A 17517-nucleotide genomic window follows, 5' to 3' on the forward strand; every position below is an offset into this window, starting at 1 on the left:
CTATTGCAACAACTATTTTTGTAAATAGAAAAAAACGTCATTTTTCAGTTATTCTTTACAAACAACTAGAAAAAAGACGTTTTTTCTACAATATAATGATTCTAATCTACAAAATTTTTGCTTGTTTCAAATTTTCATGTTTTCCATGTAAAAGGTAATAAAGCACAATCGACACTAAAATAACAAAGACCATCGAGAAGAAAATCGAGCTGTAGCCCATAGATGGTACAAATAAGCCTAAGAAATAAGGCCCGACACCTAAGCCTAAATCATAAAAAATAAAATACGTAGATGTCGCAAGTCCTAAACGCTCATTTGGTGTTACTTTGATGGCAATTGCCTGTGCCACCGAGTTGAAGTTTCCATAGCCAATCCCGATACAAGCGGCAGCGATTAAAAAGGCAATCGTAGTTGTTGCTGAGCTAAAGGCATACATGCCTATTGCAAACAACACTAAGCATGGATAGATAATGATATTTGCCCCTCTTGTATCAAGCAATTTCCCTGTAAATGGACGTGTAGCCAAAATGACAATAGCATAGATAATAAAGAAGTAGCTACCTGCTGATACTAAATCTAGCTCCTTTGCATAAAACGTCATAAACGACATCACACCTGAATAAGCAAAGCCAATCACAAGTGCCACAAAGGCAATCGGTACTGCACGCATTTCAATAAAGTTCGTCACTTTAAACCCAGCCTTTACAGCTGTATCCTTTGCTTTTTTCGGTGCATCTGGCACGGTCACAATGTAATACATAAAGAAACAAATAATCGCTAACACAGAATCTACTGCAAAAATCATACGATAATCTGCAAATAGCTGTGTTAATAATATTCCAATAAATGGGCCAATGGCTGTGGCTAGAATAGCGCTTAAGCTATAATAACCAATCCCTTCTCCACGACGCTCAGCTGGTAAAATTTGTGCAATAATGGTACCTGTTGCTGTACTGGCAATCCCTAGTGCAATCCCCTGTACTAAACGATTGATCATCAGCAGTGGTAAATTGCCTGCTATAAAATAAGACATTGTTGATAACATAAATAATAATAGTCCACAAAATAATGTTTTTTTGCTACCCCAGTCTCCAATAATACGCCCTGTCCCAAGACGACCTAATAGTGTCCCGATAATAAAAATACTCGATACAAGCCCCGCTGTACTTGTAGAGGCATTAAAATGCTCCACCGCATATGCTGCTATCGTAACCATTAATAAATAAAAGATTAACGTAATGGTAAAATTAATAAGTGAGACAATTAAAAAATCTTTTGTCCATAGTTTCTTTCTGGTTGCTTCCACGTTTCTCTCTCCTATTGATTAATATTCATACAAATTCTTGCTAAAACTTGTGTCGCAATGTCAATATCTTGTTTGGGCACGCCTGCCAAAGCCTGCTCAAAAAATGGATGTAGATGCGACTTTATTTCCAGCACAAGCTCTTCCCCATGCTTTGATAGGTGTACCAGCTTTTCACGCTTATCCTTGCCCGTCATCGTTTCCACATAGCCTAGCTCCACCAGTTTATGTACAAGCTTCGTGACACTTGGCTTCTCTATAGACATGAAATTCGCGATATCTACAAATGAATGTGGACCCTTATCATTCAAGAAACGAAGCACTGCCCACTGTGAGCTATATAACTGATAGGGTTCAAGCTGCACATTCAACTGATTAATAAACGGCCGATACATTAAGCGGTACTGATTAAAAAATTCCTGTTCAATTGTCACACTATCACTTCCTTTTATATTAGTTAGCCTAGCTAACTATATACCTAAAAACTCTATTTGTCTAGTAGGAAATAAGCGAAACATCGCTCTTGGGAGTGAGTGGTATCCTGCTCTATCCACTTAAACGAGGCGTATCCTCCACTTTCTCTGTTCTATCCATCACTTTGCGCGTTCTATCCGCTACTTTCCTTGTTCTATCCATCACTTTCAGCTTTCTATCCACCTACATGAAGCGTAACCTCCACTTTCTCTGCTCTATCCATCACTTTGCGCGTTCTATCCGCTACTTTCCTTGTTCTATCCGTCACTTTCAGCATTCTATCCACTTACACGAAGCGTATCCTCCACTTTCTCTGTTCTATCCATCACTTTGCGCGTTCTATCCGCTACTTTCCTTGTTCTATCCGTCACTTTCAGCACTCTATCCACTTACACGAAGCGTATCCTCCACTTTCTCTGTTCTATCCATCACTTCTCGCGGCCTATCCGCTACTTTCTCTATCTTATCCGTCACTTTCAGCATTCTATCCACCTACTTCAAGCGCCCTTTCTCTCTACAGCACTAAAAGCTACAATTCAGACCGCTTGAATTGTAACGCTTAGTTCGCTATTCCTTAATCCAATATTTCCGATGCTTTTTGACACCCTCCGCTTTCAAAGGGAGTTGTTGCATCAACTTGTACGCTAAATCGGGAGAGTCAATGCCAAAGAATTCGCGGAAGCTTCGATTGGTTACCTGCTGCCCGACTAGTAATCGATACTCTTCCAATGATCGTATCAAAGCATCTCGATCCACCAATCCACAACGAGGGCAAATCCATTTCTTATAGTGATATTTTAAACGTTGCCCCGAGCCACACTGTGGACATAGCACACCTTTCACTATTTCCTTGAACGGTACCTCTACCTCTTTTTTCAACTTAGTTTGCAGGGATAATAAAAGGTTGGCGAATCGCAAAAGGTCTACTCTTACTCTAGGTTGATGCCGCTCCATCCATTTTTGTAAATAAAATCGTAACCCTGCCACATGAAAGATAGGCAGCCCGTCAAATCCCTTTGTCAAAATACCATTTTTCGTTGCCAATACCACCGCATGCAAAACTGGTAAATCGATGCGTTCCTTCTGTAATAGCTTCTTCATCCATACTACATGCCGTTCCAGCTGAAGAAATGGATCCGTCATGCCTTCGACCGTATCATCTGCGATCGTACGTGTTAATTGAGCGAACGAAGCATCGTATGAAAGTTTGCCTGTAATATTTTTGATTTCTAGGATGAGTACAAAGTGAGGACAGAGAAAGACGGTGTCCATTTGATGGGTAGAACCGAAGTCATTCATTGTTTGAAAGTCATGAAGAAAATAGTGGGGGAATGGTAAATCAAGTTCAAGCCATTTTGCATCAACGAACTGTTCACCAGCGAATCCTGCTTGTAGGCGCCTTAAATGCTCACAATATAATGTGTATTTACTATGGGATATAGGAAGTCTTTGTACAAGTGCCTCTAGCATCTTTTGCGTCTCTGATGTTTGACGTTCTAATAAAATCATCTAATCACCTCCTGCCATGATTATATAAAAAAAGAACCTCAATGAATGAGGTTCCTAAAAACTTACCATATAAAATGCCTAAAATAAAAATCCCCCTATTTTCGCTAGAACAAAAGACTTTTCTTTCGAGCATCATTCAATTTTAATTAGTACTTTTCTAGACATTCTTCCGTAATAAATATAGAAAATAAGGTGCGCCAATAAATGCAACAACAATCCCAGCAGGAACCGTTGCACTTGCAATAGCAACACGTCCAATGGTATCAGCAAGCATTAGCAAGCTTGCGCCAATGAATAGCGTCAGTGGTAAAAAGAATTGGTAGCGTGGACCAACGAGCTGTTTTGCAATATGGGGAGCCATCAAACCGATGAAGGCTACTCCCCCTGTTACGGATACCGCGGCAGCCGCTAGTGCAACCGCAACAATTAATAATCGGAAACGTTCTCGCCCAATGTTCATACCAAGTCCGACTGCTGTTTGCTCCGTCATGGCCAAGACATTTAAAACGTTGGCTTTATAGAAAATGTAAGGGATGCCCAGTACAAGCCAAGGCATTAGCGCCCAGAAAAATGGCCAATCTGTGCCCCATACATTTCCGGCTAGCCATTGTGCAATAAATTGTACATCGCTCCGCTCAGCAGAGGATATTAATACCATCATGACCCCTGATAAGGCTGATGCTACGCCTACCCCTACTAAAATAAACTGTACGGGATGGACACCCTTATTACGCTGATAAGAGAAAAAGTAAATACCCAGTGCTGTCACTAAGGCACTACAAAAGCCGACAATCGGTAAAATATAGGCAAAGTGAGGAAGGTCGCCATCTACTAGCAAATAAAAGACAGTAATCCCAACACCTGCGCCAGCACTGATACCTATAATTCCTGGGTCTGCTAAATCATTGCGGGTTACGCCCTGTAATACGGCCCCTGCCAGTGCTAATGCCATACCCGCAGCCGCTAGCACAAACATTCTAGGTAAACGGACTGAAAAGAGTACAAAGGACTCTTTAAAACTACCATCGCCCAGTAAGGTTGGAAGAATTCGGTCAATAGAAACCGAAGCAGCACCTAATGAAATCCCTAAAATAAAAATGAACAAGGTTACCACAAGCCATATGAGTAACCATTTACGCTGTTTTTTGCGACCTTCTTTAAACAAATTGACGTCCTCCCTTCCGCACTAATAATAGGAAGAATGGAAGACCTAAAATCGAAATAATAGCGACAACTGGCGTTTCATAAGGTGCGTTAATCATGCGCCCTGCGAAATCAGCCAACACCATAAACCAGCCACCAACAATGGCGCTCATTGGTAAGACAAAACGATAGTCTGTCCCAACAAACGCGCGGACAATATGCGGTACCATTAAGCCAACGAAAGCTAGATTTCCGACTAGGGCCACAGCAGAGCCAGCCAGAATAACCACAACGAACATCATTACACCCTTTACGAGCGTAGTATTTTGTCCGACACCCACTGCTACTTCTTCATTTAAGCTTAAAATCGTTAATTGACGACTAAAAGCAAATGAAAGCACTAAGCCAATAATAATAACGGGTACGATCAATAATGCCTGCCATGTTGTGCCAATGAAACCGCCACTTGTCCACATCGAAACATCTTTGGAAATTTGAAATAAAATGCCCGTCCCTTCAGCGATTGCCTGTAATAATGCTGTGACAGCCGCACCAGCTAAAACAAGCTTTAAAGGGGAAAAGCCTTTTTTAGTAGAAGCACCAATCCCATAAACTAACATCATACCGATTCCCGCCCCAACAAAGCAGGCTAAAATTAACGTATAATACGAGAATTTAGGGATAAATGCCATTGTTAAAGCAAGGGCAGCATTTGCCCCTGCCGTTAAACCAAGCAGCCCTGGATCAGCTAATGGGTTCCGTGTAACCCCTTGCATAATCGCCCCAGCGACTGCGAGGGCACTCCCAACAAAAATAGCTGCAATGATACGAGGAAATCGAATTTCACGTAAAATCGTGTAATGTTTACCTCCACTTTGTCCGACAATTGCTTGAAAGACATCTTGAATGCTTGTATTCGCTGCCCCTAAGCACAGCGAGATACTAGCAGTACCAATTAATACAATCAATGCAAGCAATACTTGAAGCCAAAATGGAAGCTTTCGAAACTTTGTCATTCGCCTTCGCTACTCTCTACTAATTATTGTAAAAATTTCTCTTCAAAGAACTTCAGTTGATGTTCTAATGTGATAGGGTCATTGAAATAAAAGGCATTTGCATTCACTTCAAATAAATGACCATTTTTCACCGCTTCTAAATCTTTAAACCATGCTGCATCTGTAAAGGAATTATCTTGATCTTGGAACATACTGAAGATCACGTAGTCACCTGCATATTCCCCTAAAACTTCTTGAGAAATAGCATAGTAGCCAGGCTCTAACGCTGTTTCTTTTACTTTCTCAGGCATTTTCAAGCCCATTTCTTGATATAAAATCTCTGTTCCACGACCCCAGTTATCGCCATAAATATAGAACTGTTTATTAAAGTTCTCTGCTACTGTTACAGTCGCATCTTCACCGATTTTTTCTTTAATCTTTTTACCAGCTTCTGCTGCACGTGTTTTAAAATCTTCTACCCAAGCAGTTGCTTCTTTTTCTTTATTCACCACTTTACCGATTTCGATGAACTGCTGTAAATAGTCTACTTTACCATACGTAAATAATACAGTTGGCGCGATTTCTGCTAATTTATCAGCATTTTCAATACCATTTAAGCCAATAATTAAATCTGGTTCTAGCTCAAGAATTTTTTCAATATCTGTATTTTCAACTACAACAGCATCTTTAATCGCATCTTCGAAGTTGGGATTTTTTGCTGCCCATGCATCCACACCAACAACATTTACATCAAGCTGTAATAAGCTTCCTACAAAAGAAGATAGTACAACAACACGTTTCGGATTTGCTGGTACTTCTACAGGACCTGACTCTGATTGATATGTGATTGTTTCTGTTGAAGCTTCTTCTTTTGAGCCTTCATCAGCCTTCTCTGTTTTTTCTTCCTTACTGCCACATGCTGCAAGTACTAGCACAAGCATCATAAACATTGGTAATAGCCACTTTTTCATTGTTATTCTCCTTTTAAATGGTTTGTAATAAGTCATATGTAATGCACATTGGTTTGTTCGTTCGTGGATCTTTGCCAATAACTGCATCTATATTAAATACTTTTTTCAATACTTCTGGAACCATCACTTCTTCAGCCGTTCCGAATTTTACAAGCTCACCTTGTGAAAGCGCTACAATATAATCTGAAAAACGTGCCGCTTGATTTAAATCATGGAGGACCATGACAATCGTGCGCCCCTGTTCTTCATTCAGCCTGTAAAGTAGCTCTAAAACTTCTAGCTGATGAGCCATATCTAAATAAGTTGTCGGTTCATCTAAAAAGATAATGTCGGTTTCTTGGGCCAAGGCCATCGCAATCCATACGCGCTGACGTTGTCCACCAGATAAAGCATCTACAGATTGTAAACGGAATTCTTCTGTTTTGGTTACCTGTAAAGCCCAGCCAATAACATCTTTATCTTTTTGTGATAAATTCCCGAAGCCCTTTTGATAAGGAAATCGACCGTAGGATACAAGCTCTTCCACTGTTAAACCATGTGCACTTTCTGGACTCTGTGGTAAGATTGCCAGCTCTTTTGCTAATTCTTTTGTTTTCATCTTGGAAATATTTTGACCATCTAATATGACCTGTCCACTCTCATGCTTTAAAATCCGTGTGATAGCTTTTAACAAGGTTGATTTTCCACAACCATTTGAACCAATGATTGTCGTGATTTTGCCATCAGGAATTTGCAGCGATAAGTCATGCACAATCGTTTTATTCTCATAACCAACACGAATCGATTCAACTTCTAAACGCAAATCGGACCCTCACTTTCTTTTTACTTCTTTCCATGCTATGATATTCAAAGCTAAAAATGATAATCATTATCACTAGAATTAGTCTAGTTACCTGATAAGATTTTGTCAATTACTTTTTTACTATTTGTTAAGGATGTGGCAATAAAAATGCAGCATGTGTATGATGTGACAATTATTGGCGGTGGCCCAGCTGGCTTATATAGTGCCTTTTATAGTGGTTTACGGGGTTTAAAAACAAAATTATTAGAAAGTCAACCACAGCTTGGCGGTAAAGTATTACTTTATCCTGAAAAGCTGATATGGGATATTGGGGGACATCCTCCCGTTTTGGGTGAACAATTTGTTAAACAATTAATCGAGCAAGCCAAAACATTTGATCCTACAATTTTGACAGGTACAAAAGTAGATTTAATTGAACGTCACAATGATATTTTTGTCATTCATACAGCAGCTGGTGAAAAGCATTATTCTAAAACGGTACTGTTAGCTGTAGGTGGCGGCATTATTAGCCCTCAAAAGCTAACACTTGAGGGCGCTGAAAAATATGAAATGTCCAATCTACATTACACTGTGCAATCGTATAAACGTTTTGTCGATAAGGATATCATTATCTCAGGCGGTGGTAATGCAGCCATCGATTGGGCTGTTGAATTAAGTCCGATTGCCAAAAGCGTAACGATTGTTTACCGCAAAGAGAATCTATCAGCACACGAAGCCACTGTACAGGAAGCACTGGATGCAGGTGTGCGCATTGAGTGTAATACAACGATTACAAAGCTTTCCGCAAATATTGATAAAACGGCTATTCAATTAGTCACATGTGAGAATACGATAACGAAGCAAAGTTATACGCGTCAAATCGATGAGGTAATCGTCAGTCATGGCTATAGTCGTGAGGCGTCTCTTGCATTTGATGAGGCCATTGCCATTCCGAAAAAGGATGATTATTATGTTGAAGGAAAGGCAACAGGTGAAACAGCACAACCAGGTATTTTTGCAGCAGGTGATATTTTATCATTTGATGGAAAAATTAATTTGCTACTTGGCACATTCCAAGATGCCGCCAATGCAGTCAATTCTATTAAAACGTATTTAGAACCAACTGCCTATCGTCATGGCATGGTGTCCTCGCATAATGAGCTATTTAAAGAGAAAAATCGCTCTATTATCGAAAAGCAATTTGCACCAGCCCATTAAACCTAAATATAACCCTCTTAAGAGTCTGATCTTAAGAGGGTTTCTAGTTTTTATCTAAATAAACTTAATAACGCTCCCATCTGTCTCAACATATTTACTCCATTTGTAATCGTCCCAGCATGCCCCATAATTGTATTTAAATGATCTGGTAAATTTCCTAATCTAGGACCTTGCTGTTGTTGATTGGGAGAATAGTATGGTTGCACCATCCTACCTCGAAAAGGTGGGCCAAAATATTGCCTATTGTTTGGCGGATATGGACCTCTTCTAGCATTCGGCTGAAAATATGGCATTTATACACCCCCTATCTGAAAGCTTCTAACTAGTATATGTAAAAATTTTTATAGCGAATTAGACTTTTGAAGAAGAGGTTAAAAATAATAAGGGAACCATACTAGTTTCCCTGTCATACTATAAGAGAAAAGAAGGTGGTACTATACAAGACTCTCATTATCTTACCTTTTTAGCTAAGTTCGGGGTCGGAGGCGCACATCCTGGGGGCATTAATCTATCAAAGGCTGTTTTGCAAGCGGAGAATATCGAGCAAAACACACATATTTTAGATGTGGGATGTGGTACAGGGCAAACGGCTGCTTATTTAGCATCTTCCTATCAAGCAAACGTCACAGGTCTCGATATTCAGCCCATCATGATAGAAAAGGCTCGTCAGCGAATGCATAAAGCGCGTCTACCTGTTAAACTTCTGCAAGGCTCTATTGAACAAACCTCGTTAGCGAACGAGACATTTGACTTGATTCTAGCTGAGTCGGTTCTGGCCTTTGTTAATTTGCAGCAGGCTTTGCAGGAAATTTATCGTTTATTGAAAAAAGGTGGCCGCTTCATTGCTATCGAATTTACCATTCCTCAAACACTTCGTACCGAACTTGCAGACGACCTCCAACAATTTTACGGCTTTCAGTCTCTCCTCAGGAAAAAGGATTGGGTAAGACTACTGCAACAGGCTGGTTTTTATGATATCCATATACAAAAAAACAAATCCATCTCATCCAAGCCTGAATTTCAAGTTTCCACAGATATGGAATCCGAATTCTATAAAATCATGGATCAGCATATTGCCATGAATGAAAAATACGAAGACATTTTAGACTATCGCATCTATACCTGTACAAAATAATGAGCCGGCAGCAAAAGCGTTGCTGGTTTTTGTGCTGGCACAGCATACTTTATGACACCTGTCATCAAGATTCTTTGACTGGTGTGAATAGGTTATCTCTTGAAATTTTCTTATCCTTAAGGTAAGAAAACAAAGAAAGAGTGATCGAACTTATGCAAACACAACAAAGACTTCCCTTTATCGATATGTTAAGAGGCTTTGCCGTCTTAGGAACGCTTGGCACAAATATTTGGATTTTTGCTTATCTTGGTGATTTATCGTATATAACAACAAGTGATTATTCTGGTTGGTGGTCCTTCAATGATTTTTTACGTATGGTCGTATTATTTTTCGTTAATGGCAAGCTGCTTGGGTTGTTAACAATTATGTTTGGAGTAGGCCTGCAATTAAAATATCAGCAAGCCTTACGGAGAGGTACAGCATGGCCAGGAGTATACCTGTGGACTATCATCTTCTTAGGGTTAGAGGGGCTACTGCACTACACGCTTGTGATGGAGTATGATATTTTAATGAGCTATGCTGTCACAGCATTCATCGTCGCTTTTATTGTACGTTTGGGTGATAAGGTCATGACGGGAGCCTTTTATTTTTTTGGTGGCTTTCACATCCTAATGATTCTGCTTATTTTTATCAGTACCATACAAGGAGCTGGTGTTTCATTAAATGGTATGGCATCCGTTTCTGAGCTCTATGAACATGGCACATGGTTTGCGCAGGTGCAGCATCGTCTCACAAACTTTTTATTTTATCGCTCAGAAGCTATATTTATTATCCCGATGAATGTCTTTTTATTTTTACTTGGCGTGAAGTTCATGCGTAATGAGGTATTTTCACCAACAGACAAAGGACGTCAAACTCGACAAAAGCTCTTTAATATCGGTGTATTCGTTGGCTTTCCTATCAATCTGCTTATTTTTATTCCTGGTGGGCTTTTTGATTTACCTGTTCGCTATCTTTGTGCCCCTCTTCTATCCATTGGCTATATTGGAATTTTAGGTAAACTGGTAGAATATAAGAGGCTAGACTGGCTTTGGCAGCGCTTTGCTCATGTTGGTAAAATGTCTTTAAGCTGCTATGTCCTCCAAAACGTGCTTGCGTCGATTATTTTTTATGGCTGGGGGCTTGGCTTAGGTGGGCAAGTCAATAGCTTCACTGTCATTGGTATTTGGCTATCTCTATCAATCTTACAACTTGTTATAGCATTCGCTTGGTTACAGAAATTTCAAATGGGCCCTATGGAATGGATTCGTAAAAAAGCCCTTCAAGCGATGACACAGTAATCAGCAACAAAGGATGGTGCTAGTAATAAAAATATATCCTAGAGAACAAATTAAGCATTATTTAATCATTGATGCAGCTTCTGTCATTTTCCTATTCGCATTAGTATTAGGGTCTCATTCCCTTCCCTTAGCTATGAAAATAACAGTGCTCCTTTTATACCTAATAGCCTTCTACATTGCTTTATGGCATCGAGATTGGACGCTACTTACTGCATCTCTAGTAGCCTTTGTCCTTATCACCTTACTTAGCATAATTGTCGATCCTTTTATGCTTATTTTTGGCTTTACCTTTGCCGACTTACTAGGACGTGCAAAATCAAAATGGCATATTGCCTGTGGGATTGTAGCCATCGCTGTCATGTTTTTGACGGTTTTGTACATGACAACAGATTCCCTTTTACCAAAAGAATCACAGGTACTAGTACCGATTATGATGTTTCAACTGGTGCTCCCGATTCTCATTTATTTTGTGGAAAAGTCGAAAAATCTGCAGGCTGAGCTGGCAGACGTAAATACACAGCTTGTTCAGCAAGAGGAACGACAACGGATCGCTAGAGACCTTCATGATACAATTGGCCATACGCTCACAATGATTAAAGTAAAAACCGAACTAACGACCAAACTGATTGACCGAGATCCTTCAAGCGTGAAGCCTGAGCTACATGACATATTAGCCACTACCCGTACCGCCTTAAAACAAGTACGTGAGCTTGTGTCTGATATGAATTTTATTTCTTTGCAAACGGAGCTTATTCATTGCCAACAGCTTTTACAAAGCGCGAATATTACGACAACCCTTGACAATCAATGTCCTCAAATCGTACTTTCTAGTGTGGAGGAAACGATGCTTGCTCTATGTGTACGAGAGACGACTACGAATATTCTCAAGCATAGTCAGGCAAAAAAATGTCATTTCACCATTCAATGTTGTGCTGGACACTATACACTTGTGATGAAAGACGATGGCATCGGTTTACAGTCACAAGGACGTGGGAATGGCATCCACTCCATAAAAGAAAGAATGCATATGCTGCAAGGCTTTGCCCTGATTGAAAGTGACACACCAGTAGGCACAAGCGTCACCCTCACTCTACCAATTCAAGATGGAAAGGAGCCTCTAAGATGATACGTGTATTACTAGCAGAAGACCAACAAATGTTACGTGGTGCCCTAACTTCGCTACTAGCGTTTGAGCCTGATATTGAGGTCATAGCTGAGGTGGCAGATGGACAACAAGCATGGGAATTGATCCAGCAGGAGCCACCAGATATTTGCCTAGTCGATATTGAAATGCCCCATCTATCAGGGCTTGAGCTTGCTGAAAAAATTAAACAGGCCAACCTCCCTTGCAAGGTAATGATTGTAACAACCTTTGCACGCCCTGGTTATTTGCAGAAGGCAATGGATTGCGAGGTACACGGCTATCTATTGAAAGATGAACCCATCGATTATTTAATTGCTACTATTCGAAAAATCATGCAAGGAGAAAAGGTGGTCAGCAAGGATTTAGCCGCCTCCTTATTTATGAAGGAGCAAAACCCTTTAAATGAACGAGAAATTGCGGTGCTTCAGCTAGTCAAAAAAGGCTTGACCACAAACGAAATCAGTAAGCAGTTATTTTTAACGAAGGGCACGATTCGCAATTATTTATCTACCTCTATTCAAAAGCTACAAGTTGAATCTAGACAGCAAGCCGCTCAGGTAGCAGGTGAAAAAGGCTGGCTATAAAAAAAATCTCGCCACAGCTGTGACGAGATTTTTACAATGTTAGCATAAAATACGTTCCATTTATTAGGCTTCAAATGACAGATTCATTGTTTTATTAAGCAAAAGAACGTTTATTTTCCTTGTAGAACTAAATCTGTTGCTATAGCCCAGTTGTTTAATGGGATTACGGTATAGCTGACATTTGCTTTCAACGTACCACCATTCGTTAGATCAAAAATGCCCACAGCACCTTTACGTGATGAATAACGATATTGTGCTTGCAATGTACTCCCATCACTGCCTTTTAACGCTACACTTCGGCCAGCAAGTAAATCAGATTGCGGATCGTTTCTTAATTGTAATTCAAAGGATTTTTCATCCATGGCTTTCGCTGTTTGCAGAGTGATTGGCGCGATTTCTTTCGCTACAAAGCTCCTTACATCTATTTCCGCCCATTGTGCGTACACACGGTAAGTCACACCTGGTTTTAAAACCTTGCCAGCAGGGAGTCTAAATTGTGGAGCCTGTCTGCCATCAGCTGCTTGTGTAAATGGTACATAATTAGCAACAAACTCTTCTCCCTCACTTGTTCTCACCGTCACATAGCGATCACGTAAGGAAGAAATAACATCAAAGCGTTTGCCGCTAGCATCTCGATTATGACCATCTAAGCTAAATGCTAAATCTCCACGGCCTGCGCGATAGGCTTCAATAATATTAGCATAATCTACTACGCCATCCTCCTGAAAGGATTCCAATGTAAATGTATCATTTGTGACTTGCTCCACATTGCGTACATATACCTTTTCATCTGTGCCCTCAAAAACTTTATTGCGTTGCTCTTTATAGCTCAATGTATAGATAAAATCATCTTCTTGGAATGTTGTTGGTACAATATATGTACTCTTAGAGCCTGTCATTAAGCGTGGCACATTGACAATCTCTAAATCTCCATTAAACGTAAAATGTTTTTTTATAACATCTAAATGATTTAGGTCTACATCAGCTGCTGCTAATGGCTGATTAAATGTAATTTGTAGTGTCATTGTATTTAATGGCTTGATGTTTGTAATTTTAGCTACTTGCTCGTTTTCCGCTACTACTGCTTTATTGCTTGCCGCATCTGCATTTAATGGCTCGCCTATGGTTACTAGACCTGCTGATACTACGGATAAAGCCAATGCTGCTGGGACAATACGTTTTCTTAATTTCATTTGTTGAACTCTCCTTTATGGTGAAATTTGGTTTACAAAATTTATCATAAAGTCCATATCTAAACTGCTAATAAATAAACTATTAAAAAAGAATTAAAAAATAGGAAAAATAATTTAAGAACAAAAAACTGTAGAGAGCTGTCTTTACAGTTTGCATGTTGTTGAAAAAAGATGATGTCAACGCCAGAAAAAGCAACTTTGCAAGTCGAGGGGTTGATTTCCGTTACACCAGCGTCCTTTCCAGGGGGCGTCCGATGAGCCGCTTCACTCACTTACGTTCGCTCCAGGGTCTCCTCTTGACGCTAAATCCCCTAGGAGTGACGCTGGCTCCACTCCAATCAACCATTCTGCAAAGTGTCTTTACTTTTTTATAGTAACAAATGGTCCATTAACTGTATTCTTAGAGGGGATAAGTTGTTATTTTCAATGTGGAGAAGTGATGCATGACAACACTTCATAAAGAGTAGTGAACACCTTCACTTTATTTGAAAACCTTTGCTAATAAGTTAGTGGGTTGAAGTGGAAGGCTGCTTGACTCCCGTGGGATAGCAAGACAGGCGAAACTCTAAATGGAGCGGTAGCGGAGGAAGTGATTCGGCGCTCGCCCACAGGAAAGCAAGTAGCCTGCAACGGAAATCCATTTCTACCTTTCAATTGACTGTTTTGTTTTTCAACACTAAGAAAACTGTAGAGAGCCGTCTCTACAGTTTGGGTTACTTTGCGCCTGCTGCAAGTAGAATTTGTTCGATTGCTTTAAATCCTCGTTGTTTTGCATGTTGCAATGGTGTCACGTTATTTTGATCGGGAATATTTACATCAGCACCATGTTCAATTAGTCGTTGTATTACGGTTTGCTGTGTTGGATTGCCGTTATTTAAGACAATCGCCTCCATCAGGGCTGTCCAGCCTAAATGATTCACATGATTGACGTCAATATCGGTATTGCTCAATAGCTCCTCGATGACCTCCACATGACCATGCTCTGCTGCTGGTATGAGTGCTGTTCCCCCATATCGATTTAAAATAGTCGGATCAGCACCAGCTTGAATGGTCATCTTTAAAATACCCAGATAGCCCTCCGCACCTGCATAGAGAAATGGCGTATTTTGCTGATTATCCTGAATATTAACATCTGCTCCTGCATCTATTAATAATTTAACTGCCTCTATATCCTGATTATAGGTAGCTATCATCAAAGCTGTTCGATTATTTGAATCTTGTACATTGATGTCCCCTTTTTGTTTCAAAGCATGTTGAAGCCCATCGATATCTCCCCTTTCAGCTGCATTGAGCAACTCACTCGCCCATTCTGTTCCCACCACTTCACTCCCACCTTTATCATGCTGTATTGTTTCTGTATCAATTGAGGCACACCCTTGAAGTAAAAATGTTAATGCAATGATTACTGCCTGCCTTTTTTTCAATTTTAAAACACCGCCTTTCCTTCCTCAGTGTAAGCGGTAATGCTAAATTGCCCATTAACGAATTCTTAAAAAAGTCTAAAAAAACTACCCCGCCACAAGGACGAGGTAGTTTTACTTAAACATTGAAGCGATAGCCTGCACCCCATACTGTTTCCAAAAACTTGGGATGCGCTGGCTCTCGTTCAATTTTTTCGCGTAGCTTTCGTATATGAACAGTGACAGTCGAAACGTCTGCAGCTGATTCATAGCCCCAGTTTCGCTCATATAGCTGTTCCTTGCTTAATACTTGATTGGGGTGTCTAACAAAAAAGACAAGTAAATCAAATTCCTTCGTTGTAAAGGCAATCTCCTCACCATTAACAAACACCTTTCTAGCCGAAGTATCGATTGTAATACCATGAATGGACATCATATGATTTGTTTGTTGATGGGTCGCCAGACGCTCATATCTCGACAAATGGGCCTTGACCCTTGCCACTAATTCACTCGGACTAAATGGTTTTGTAATATAATCATCCGCCCCTAGTCCAAGACCACGAATTTTATCAATATCCTCCTTTTTAGCTGAAACAAATAAAATGGGAATATTGTGTACCGCTCGAATCTGTTTACAAATGTCAAAGCCACTTATCCCTGGTAGCATAATATCCAAAATGATTAAATCATAATTACCTTTAAGTGCCTGCTGTAGCCCATCCTCTCCATGATGTTGGATATCTACTGTAAAGCCATTAATCTCTAAATAATCTCGTTGAAGCTCAGCTATGCTCACTTCGTCTTCAATTAGCAGAATTTTTTTCATGATGATTCACCTTCTCCTCAGCCTTTTTCAATGAAATGAATATGCTCGTCCCCTTTGCTAATTCACTCTTTGCCCAAATATCGCCACCCATTTCAACAACGATTTGTTTGGCAATGGCTAACCCTAAGCCACTGCCTCCTGTTTGCGAATTACGTGAAGGCTCCGCACGGTAAAATCGATCAAAAATATAGGGCAATGCGACAGGATCAATGCCTGCACCATTATCTGTTACCTGAATAATCGCATCCTCTGCTCGCTCATGCAAGGAAATAATAATTTGCTTATACGGCTTATCCATATATTTTTCGCTATTACTTAAAAGGTTCGTCAGGACACGTCTTAATTTATCTCGGTCCACCATTGCCAAAAGCGGCGAGCCTGCTGATAGATATTGTAAATGAATATCTCGTGCAATAAAATCAAAGCTTGCATCCTCTACATAATCATGCATATATTGCTGGAGATTGATGCTTTCCAACTGGAAGGGAATCTTTTTCAAATCCAATTTAGAAAATAAGAATAGCTCATCAATTAATACATCCATATCCTTTGCCTTTGTATAGATAGTAGTTAAATATTTATCCATCTTTTCCTCTGTATTTGCCACACCATCTTTAATGCCCTCCACATAGCCGATAATGGAAGTCATCGGCGTTTTTAAATCATGGGATATATTGGAGATGAGCTCCTTTCGATTTTCCTCATATTGAAGCTGAAGCTGGATAGATTCTTTTAATTTGACTCTCATTTCCTCGAATGACCGATTCAGCTGACCAATTTCATCCTTCGAGTGGGTCGCAATTTCAAAATCCAAGTCGCCCGATTTAATTCGTTCTGCCCCTTCCTTTAATGCCGAAATCGGTTTAATAATACTTCTTGATACTAAATAATTTAAAAAGCCAATAATCATCATAAACAGGACAAATAAAATACCTAAAAGAATCGGTAGCAGTTCCCTCGTTACCTCTGCATGGGAACTAACCTCTCTCAATACGAAAATACTGCCCTCTGTTTGATCTGGAAAATAAAAATCAAATTTAACATACGTATAAAAGGCTCGATTTATCATGATGGTGTCACGAGAATTAATATTGGTCGCTTCAAAGCTAGGTAAGCTTTGAAGCAATAATTGTTTATGCTCTTTCTGTGTTGAATACACGATTTGATGATCTTTTCGTACCACAATCTCTATCGAAGGCGCATTGATTTGTTCAAGCTGTTCGAGATCTAAAAGCTGCTGGGGACTTTTTTTAGCTAGTAATTTTAAATCTAGAAACGCATTTTCCTCTACTGTCGTCAAAGGCTTTTGGACATAAGATTTTTTATAAAAATGCTCAATCGCTTTGACATCACCTGTAATGGCAAAGGAAAAAAGAAAAACCGCTGCTAGTAATAGTGTGATGGCAATGATTATGACACCCACATAAGATAGCAAAAACCTTGTTTTTATTGACATCTACATCCCCCCCATAAGCTGAAACTACTAGCAATGTACCATACAAATCTTAAAACTTTATAAAATCATGCTGAAAAATCTATAAACATTTTTGCCGCTTCAGTA

17 protein-coding genes are annotated in these 17517 nt (G+C 39.8%); 5 read left to right on the top strand and 12 right to left on the bottom strand.

Annotated elements, in window-relative coordinates; genetic code table 11:
• Nucleotides 1–106 precede the first annotated feature (106 nt).
• From AAJG31_RS04840 to AAJG31_RS04870, 7 genes are all read right to left on the bottom strand, one after another.
• On the bottom strand, nt 107–1306 hold the full coding sequence (locus tag AAJG31_RS04840; RefSeq protein ID WP_054550885.1) for an MFS transporter: 1200 nt from the start codon (nt 1304–1306) through the stop codon (nt 107–109).
• A gap of 11 nt (nt 1307–1317) precedes the next feature.
• A complete protein-coding gene (locus tag AAJG31_RS04845; protein ID WP_259419097.1) occupies nt 1318–1737 on the bottom strand; it encodes a MarR family transcriptional regulator in 420 nt (139 codons plus the stop codon).
• A gap of 607 nt (nt 1738–2344) precedes the next feature.
• The gene (locus tag AAJG31_RS04850; RefSeq protein ID WP_279494625.1) at nt 2345–3286 is read right to left on the bottom strand and encodes an NERD domain-containing protein; all 942 of its coding nucleotides are present in this window, start codon (nt 3284–3286) and stop codon (nt 2345–2347) included.
• 157 nt (nt 3287–3443) lie between these two features.
• Nucleotides 3444–4451, bottom strand: a complete 1008-nt coding sequence (locus AAJG31_RS04855) for an iron ABC transporter permease (RefSeq protein ID WP_048390307.1) — start codon at nt 4449–4451, stop codon at nt 3444–3446.
• Entirely contained in the window at nt 4444–5445 is a 1002-nt protein-coding gene (locus AAJG31_RS04860; RefSeq protein WP_279494624.1) for an iron ABC transporter permease, read from the bottom strand. Before AAJG31_RS04860 ends, AAJG31_RS04855 begins: the two co-directional genes overlap by 8 nt.
• Nucleotides 5446–5468: 23 nt before the next feature.
• Nucleotides 5469–6395: an iron-hydroxamate ABC transporter substrate-binding protein gene (locus AAJG31_RS04865; RefSeq protein ID WP_048390303.1), complete on the bottom strand. Its 927-nt coding sequence runs from the start codon at nt 6393–6395 to the stop codon at nt 5469–5471.
• 13 nt (nt 6396–6408) lie between these two features.
• Nucleotides 6409–7197, bottom strand: coding sequence for an ABC transporter ATP-binding protein (locus tag AAJG31_RS04870; RefSeq protein ID WP_048390300.1), 789 nt, complete (start codon nt 7195–7197; stop codon nt 6409–6411).
• Nucleotides 7198–7344: 147 nt separating this feature from the next.
• On the opposite strand from AAJG31_RS04870, the gene AAJG31_RS04875 reads away from it, so the two are divergent.
• Nucleotides 7345–8394 (top strand): NAD(P)/FAD-dependent oxidoreductase, encoded by a 1050-nt coding sequence (locus AAJG31_RS04875; RefSeq protein ID WP_066037430.1) that lies wholly within the window; start codon nt 7345–7347, stop codon nt 8392–8394.
• A 50-nt stretch (nt 8395–8444) separates the two neighbouring features.
• On the opposite strand, the gene AAJG31_RS04880 is transcribed toward AAJG31_RS04875, so the two are convergent.
• Nucleotides 8445–8687 (bottom strand): hypothetical protein, encoded by a 243-nt coding sequence (locus AAJG31_RS04880; RefSeq protein ID WP_004229360.1) that lies wholly within the window; start codon nt 8685–8687, stop codon nt 8445–8447.
• A gap of 209 nt (nt 8688–8896) precedes the next feature.
• Here AAJG31_RS04880 and AAJG31_RS04885 point away from each other — a divergent pair, with 209 nt between their 5' ends.
• The 4 genes from AAJG31_RS04885 (at nt 8897) to AAJG31_RS04900 (ending at nt 12537) form a co-directional block, all read left to right on the top strand.
• Nucleotides 8897–9529, top strand: a complete 633-nt coding sequence (locus tag AAJG31_RS04885) for a class I SAM-dependent methyltransferase (RefSeq protein ID WP_305193802.1) — start codon at nt 8897–8899, stop codon at nt 9527–9529.
• 152 nt (nt 9530–9681) lie between these two features.
• A complete protein-coding gene (locus tag AAJG31_RS04890) occupies nt 9682–10809 on the top strand; it encodes a DUF418 domain-containing protein (protein WP_066037428.1) in 1128 nt (375 codons plus the stop codon).
• 13 nt (nt 10810–10822) lie between these two features.
• Nucleotides 10823–11935, top strand: coding sequence for a sensor histidine kinase (locus tag AAJG31_RS04895; RefSeq protein ID WP_066037427.1), 1113 nt, complete (start codon nt 10823–10825; stop codon nt 11933–11935).
• Nucleotides 11932–12537 carry a response regulator transcription factor gene (locus AAJG31_RS04900; RefSeq protein ID WP_004229368.1) on the top strand — a complete coding sequence of 202 codons (606 nt, stop codon included), beginning with the start codon at nt 11932–11934 and terminating at the stop codon, nt 12535–12537. The genes AAJG31_RS04895 and AAJG31_RS04900 overlap by 4 nt, the downstream gene beginning before the upstream one ends.
• A 110-nt stretch (nt 12538–12647) precedes the next feature.
• Here the strand turns inward: AAJG31_RS04900 and AAJG31_RS04905 are convergent, their stop codons facing one another.
• From AAJG31_RS04905 to AAJG31_RS04920, 4 genes are all read right to left on the bottom strand, one after another.
• Nucleotides 12648–13730 carry a hypothetical protein gene (locus tag AAJG31_RS04905; RefSeq protein ID WP_279494623.1) on the bottom strand — a complete coding sequence of 361 codons (1083 nt, stop codon included), beginning with the start codon at nt 13728–13730 and terminating at the stop codon, nt 12648–12650.
• 713 nt (nt 13731–14443) lie between these two features.
• Complete coding sequence (locus AAJG31_RS04910; protein WP_115673959.1) at nt 14444–15154, bottom strand: ankyrin repeat domain-containing protein; 711 nt, start codon at nt 15152–15154, stop codon at nt 14444–14446.
• A gap of 115 nt (nt 15155–15269) precedes the next feature.
• Nucleotides 15270–15956 (bottom strand): response regulator transcription factor, encoded by a 687-nt coding sequence (locus AAJG31_RS04915; protein ID WP_048390285.1) that lies wholly within the window; start codon nt 15954–15956, stop codon nt 15270–15272.
• The gene (locus AAJG31_RS04920; RefSeq protein ID WP_279494622.1) at nt 15934–17412 is read right to left on the bottom strand and encodes a HAMP domain-containing sensor histidine kinase; all 1479 of its coding nucleotides are present in this window, start codon (nt 17410–17412) and stop codon (nt 15934–15936) included. Before AAJG31_RS04920 ends, AAJG31_RS04915 begins: the two co-directional genes overlap by 23 nt.
• Nucleotides 17413–17517 lie beyond the last annotated feature (105 nt).

This window comes from Lysinibacillus sp. BS3 (assembly GCF_039614735.1).
Taxonomy (GTDB): Bacteria; Bacillota; Bacilli; order Bacillales_A; family Planococcaceae; genus Lysinibacillus; species Lysinibacillus capsici.

Excerpts from the sequence above, each read along its gene's own strand:
- AAJG31_RS04865 (WP_048390303.1), bottom strand. The coding sequence starts at position 6,395 with ATGAAAAAGTGGCTATTACCAATGTTTATGATGCTTGTGCTAGTACTT.
- AAJG31_RS04890 (WP_066037428.1), top strand. The coding sequence starts at position 9,682 with ATGCAAACACAACAAAGACTTCCCTTTATCGATATGTTAAGAGGCTTT.
- AAJG31_RS04880 (WP_004229360.1), bottom strand. The coding sequence starts at position 8,687 with ATGCCATATTTTCAGCCGAATGCTAGAAGAGGTCCATATCCGCCAAAC.
- AAJG31_RS04915 (WP_048390285.1), bottom strand. The coding sequence starts at position 15,956 with ATGAAAAAAATTCTGCTAATTGAAGACGAAGTGAGCATAGCTGAGCTT.
- AAJG31_RS04850 (WP_279494625.1), bottom strand. The coding sequence starts at position 3,286 with ATGATTTTATTAGAACGTCAAACATCAGAGACGCAAAAGATGCTAGAG.
- AAJG31_RS04900 (WP_004229368.1), top strand. The coding sequence starts at position 11,932 with ATGATACGTGTATTACTAGCAGAAGACCAACAAATGTTACGTGGTGCC.
- AAJG31_RS04875 (WP_066037430.1), top strand. The coding sequence starts at position 7,345 with ATGCAGCATGTGTATGATGTGACAATTATTGGCGGTGGCCCAGCTGGC.
- AAJG31_RS04895 (WP_066037427.1), top strand. The coding sequence starts at position 10,823 with ATGGTGCTAGTAATAAAAATATATCCTAGAGAACAAATTAAGCATTAT.
- AAJG31_RS04920 (WP_279494622.1), bottom strand. The coding sequence starts at position 17,412 with ATGTCAATAAAAACAAGGTTTTTGCTATCTTATGTGGGTGTCATAATC.
- AAJG31_RS04860 (WP_279494624.1), bottom strand. The coding sequence starts at position 5,445 with ATGACAAAGTTTCGAAAGCTTCCATTTTGGCTTCAAGTATTGCTTGCA.
- AAJG31_RS04905 (WP_279494623.1), bottom strand. The coding sequence starts at position 13,730 with ATGAAATTAAGAAAACGTATTGTCCCAGCAGCATTGGCTTTATCCGTA.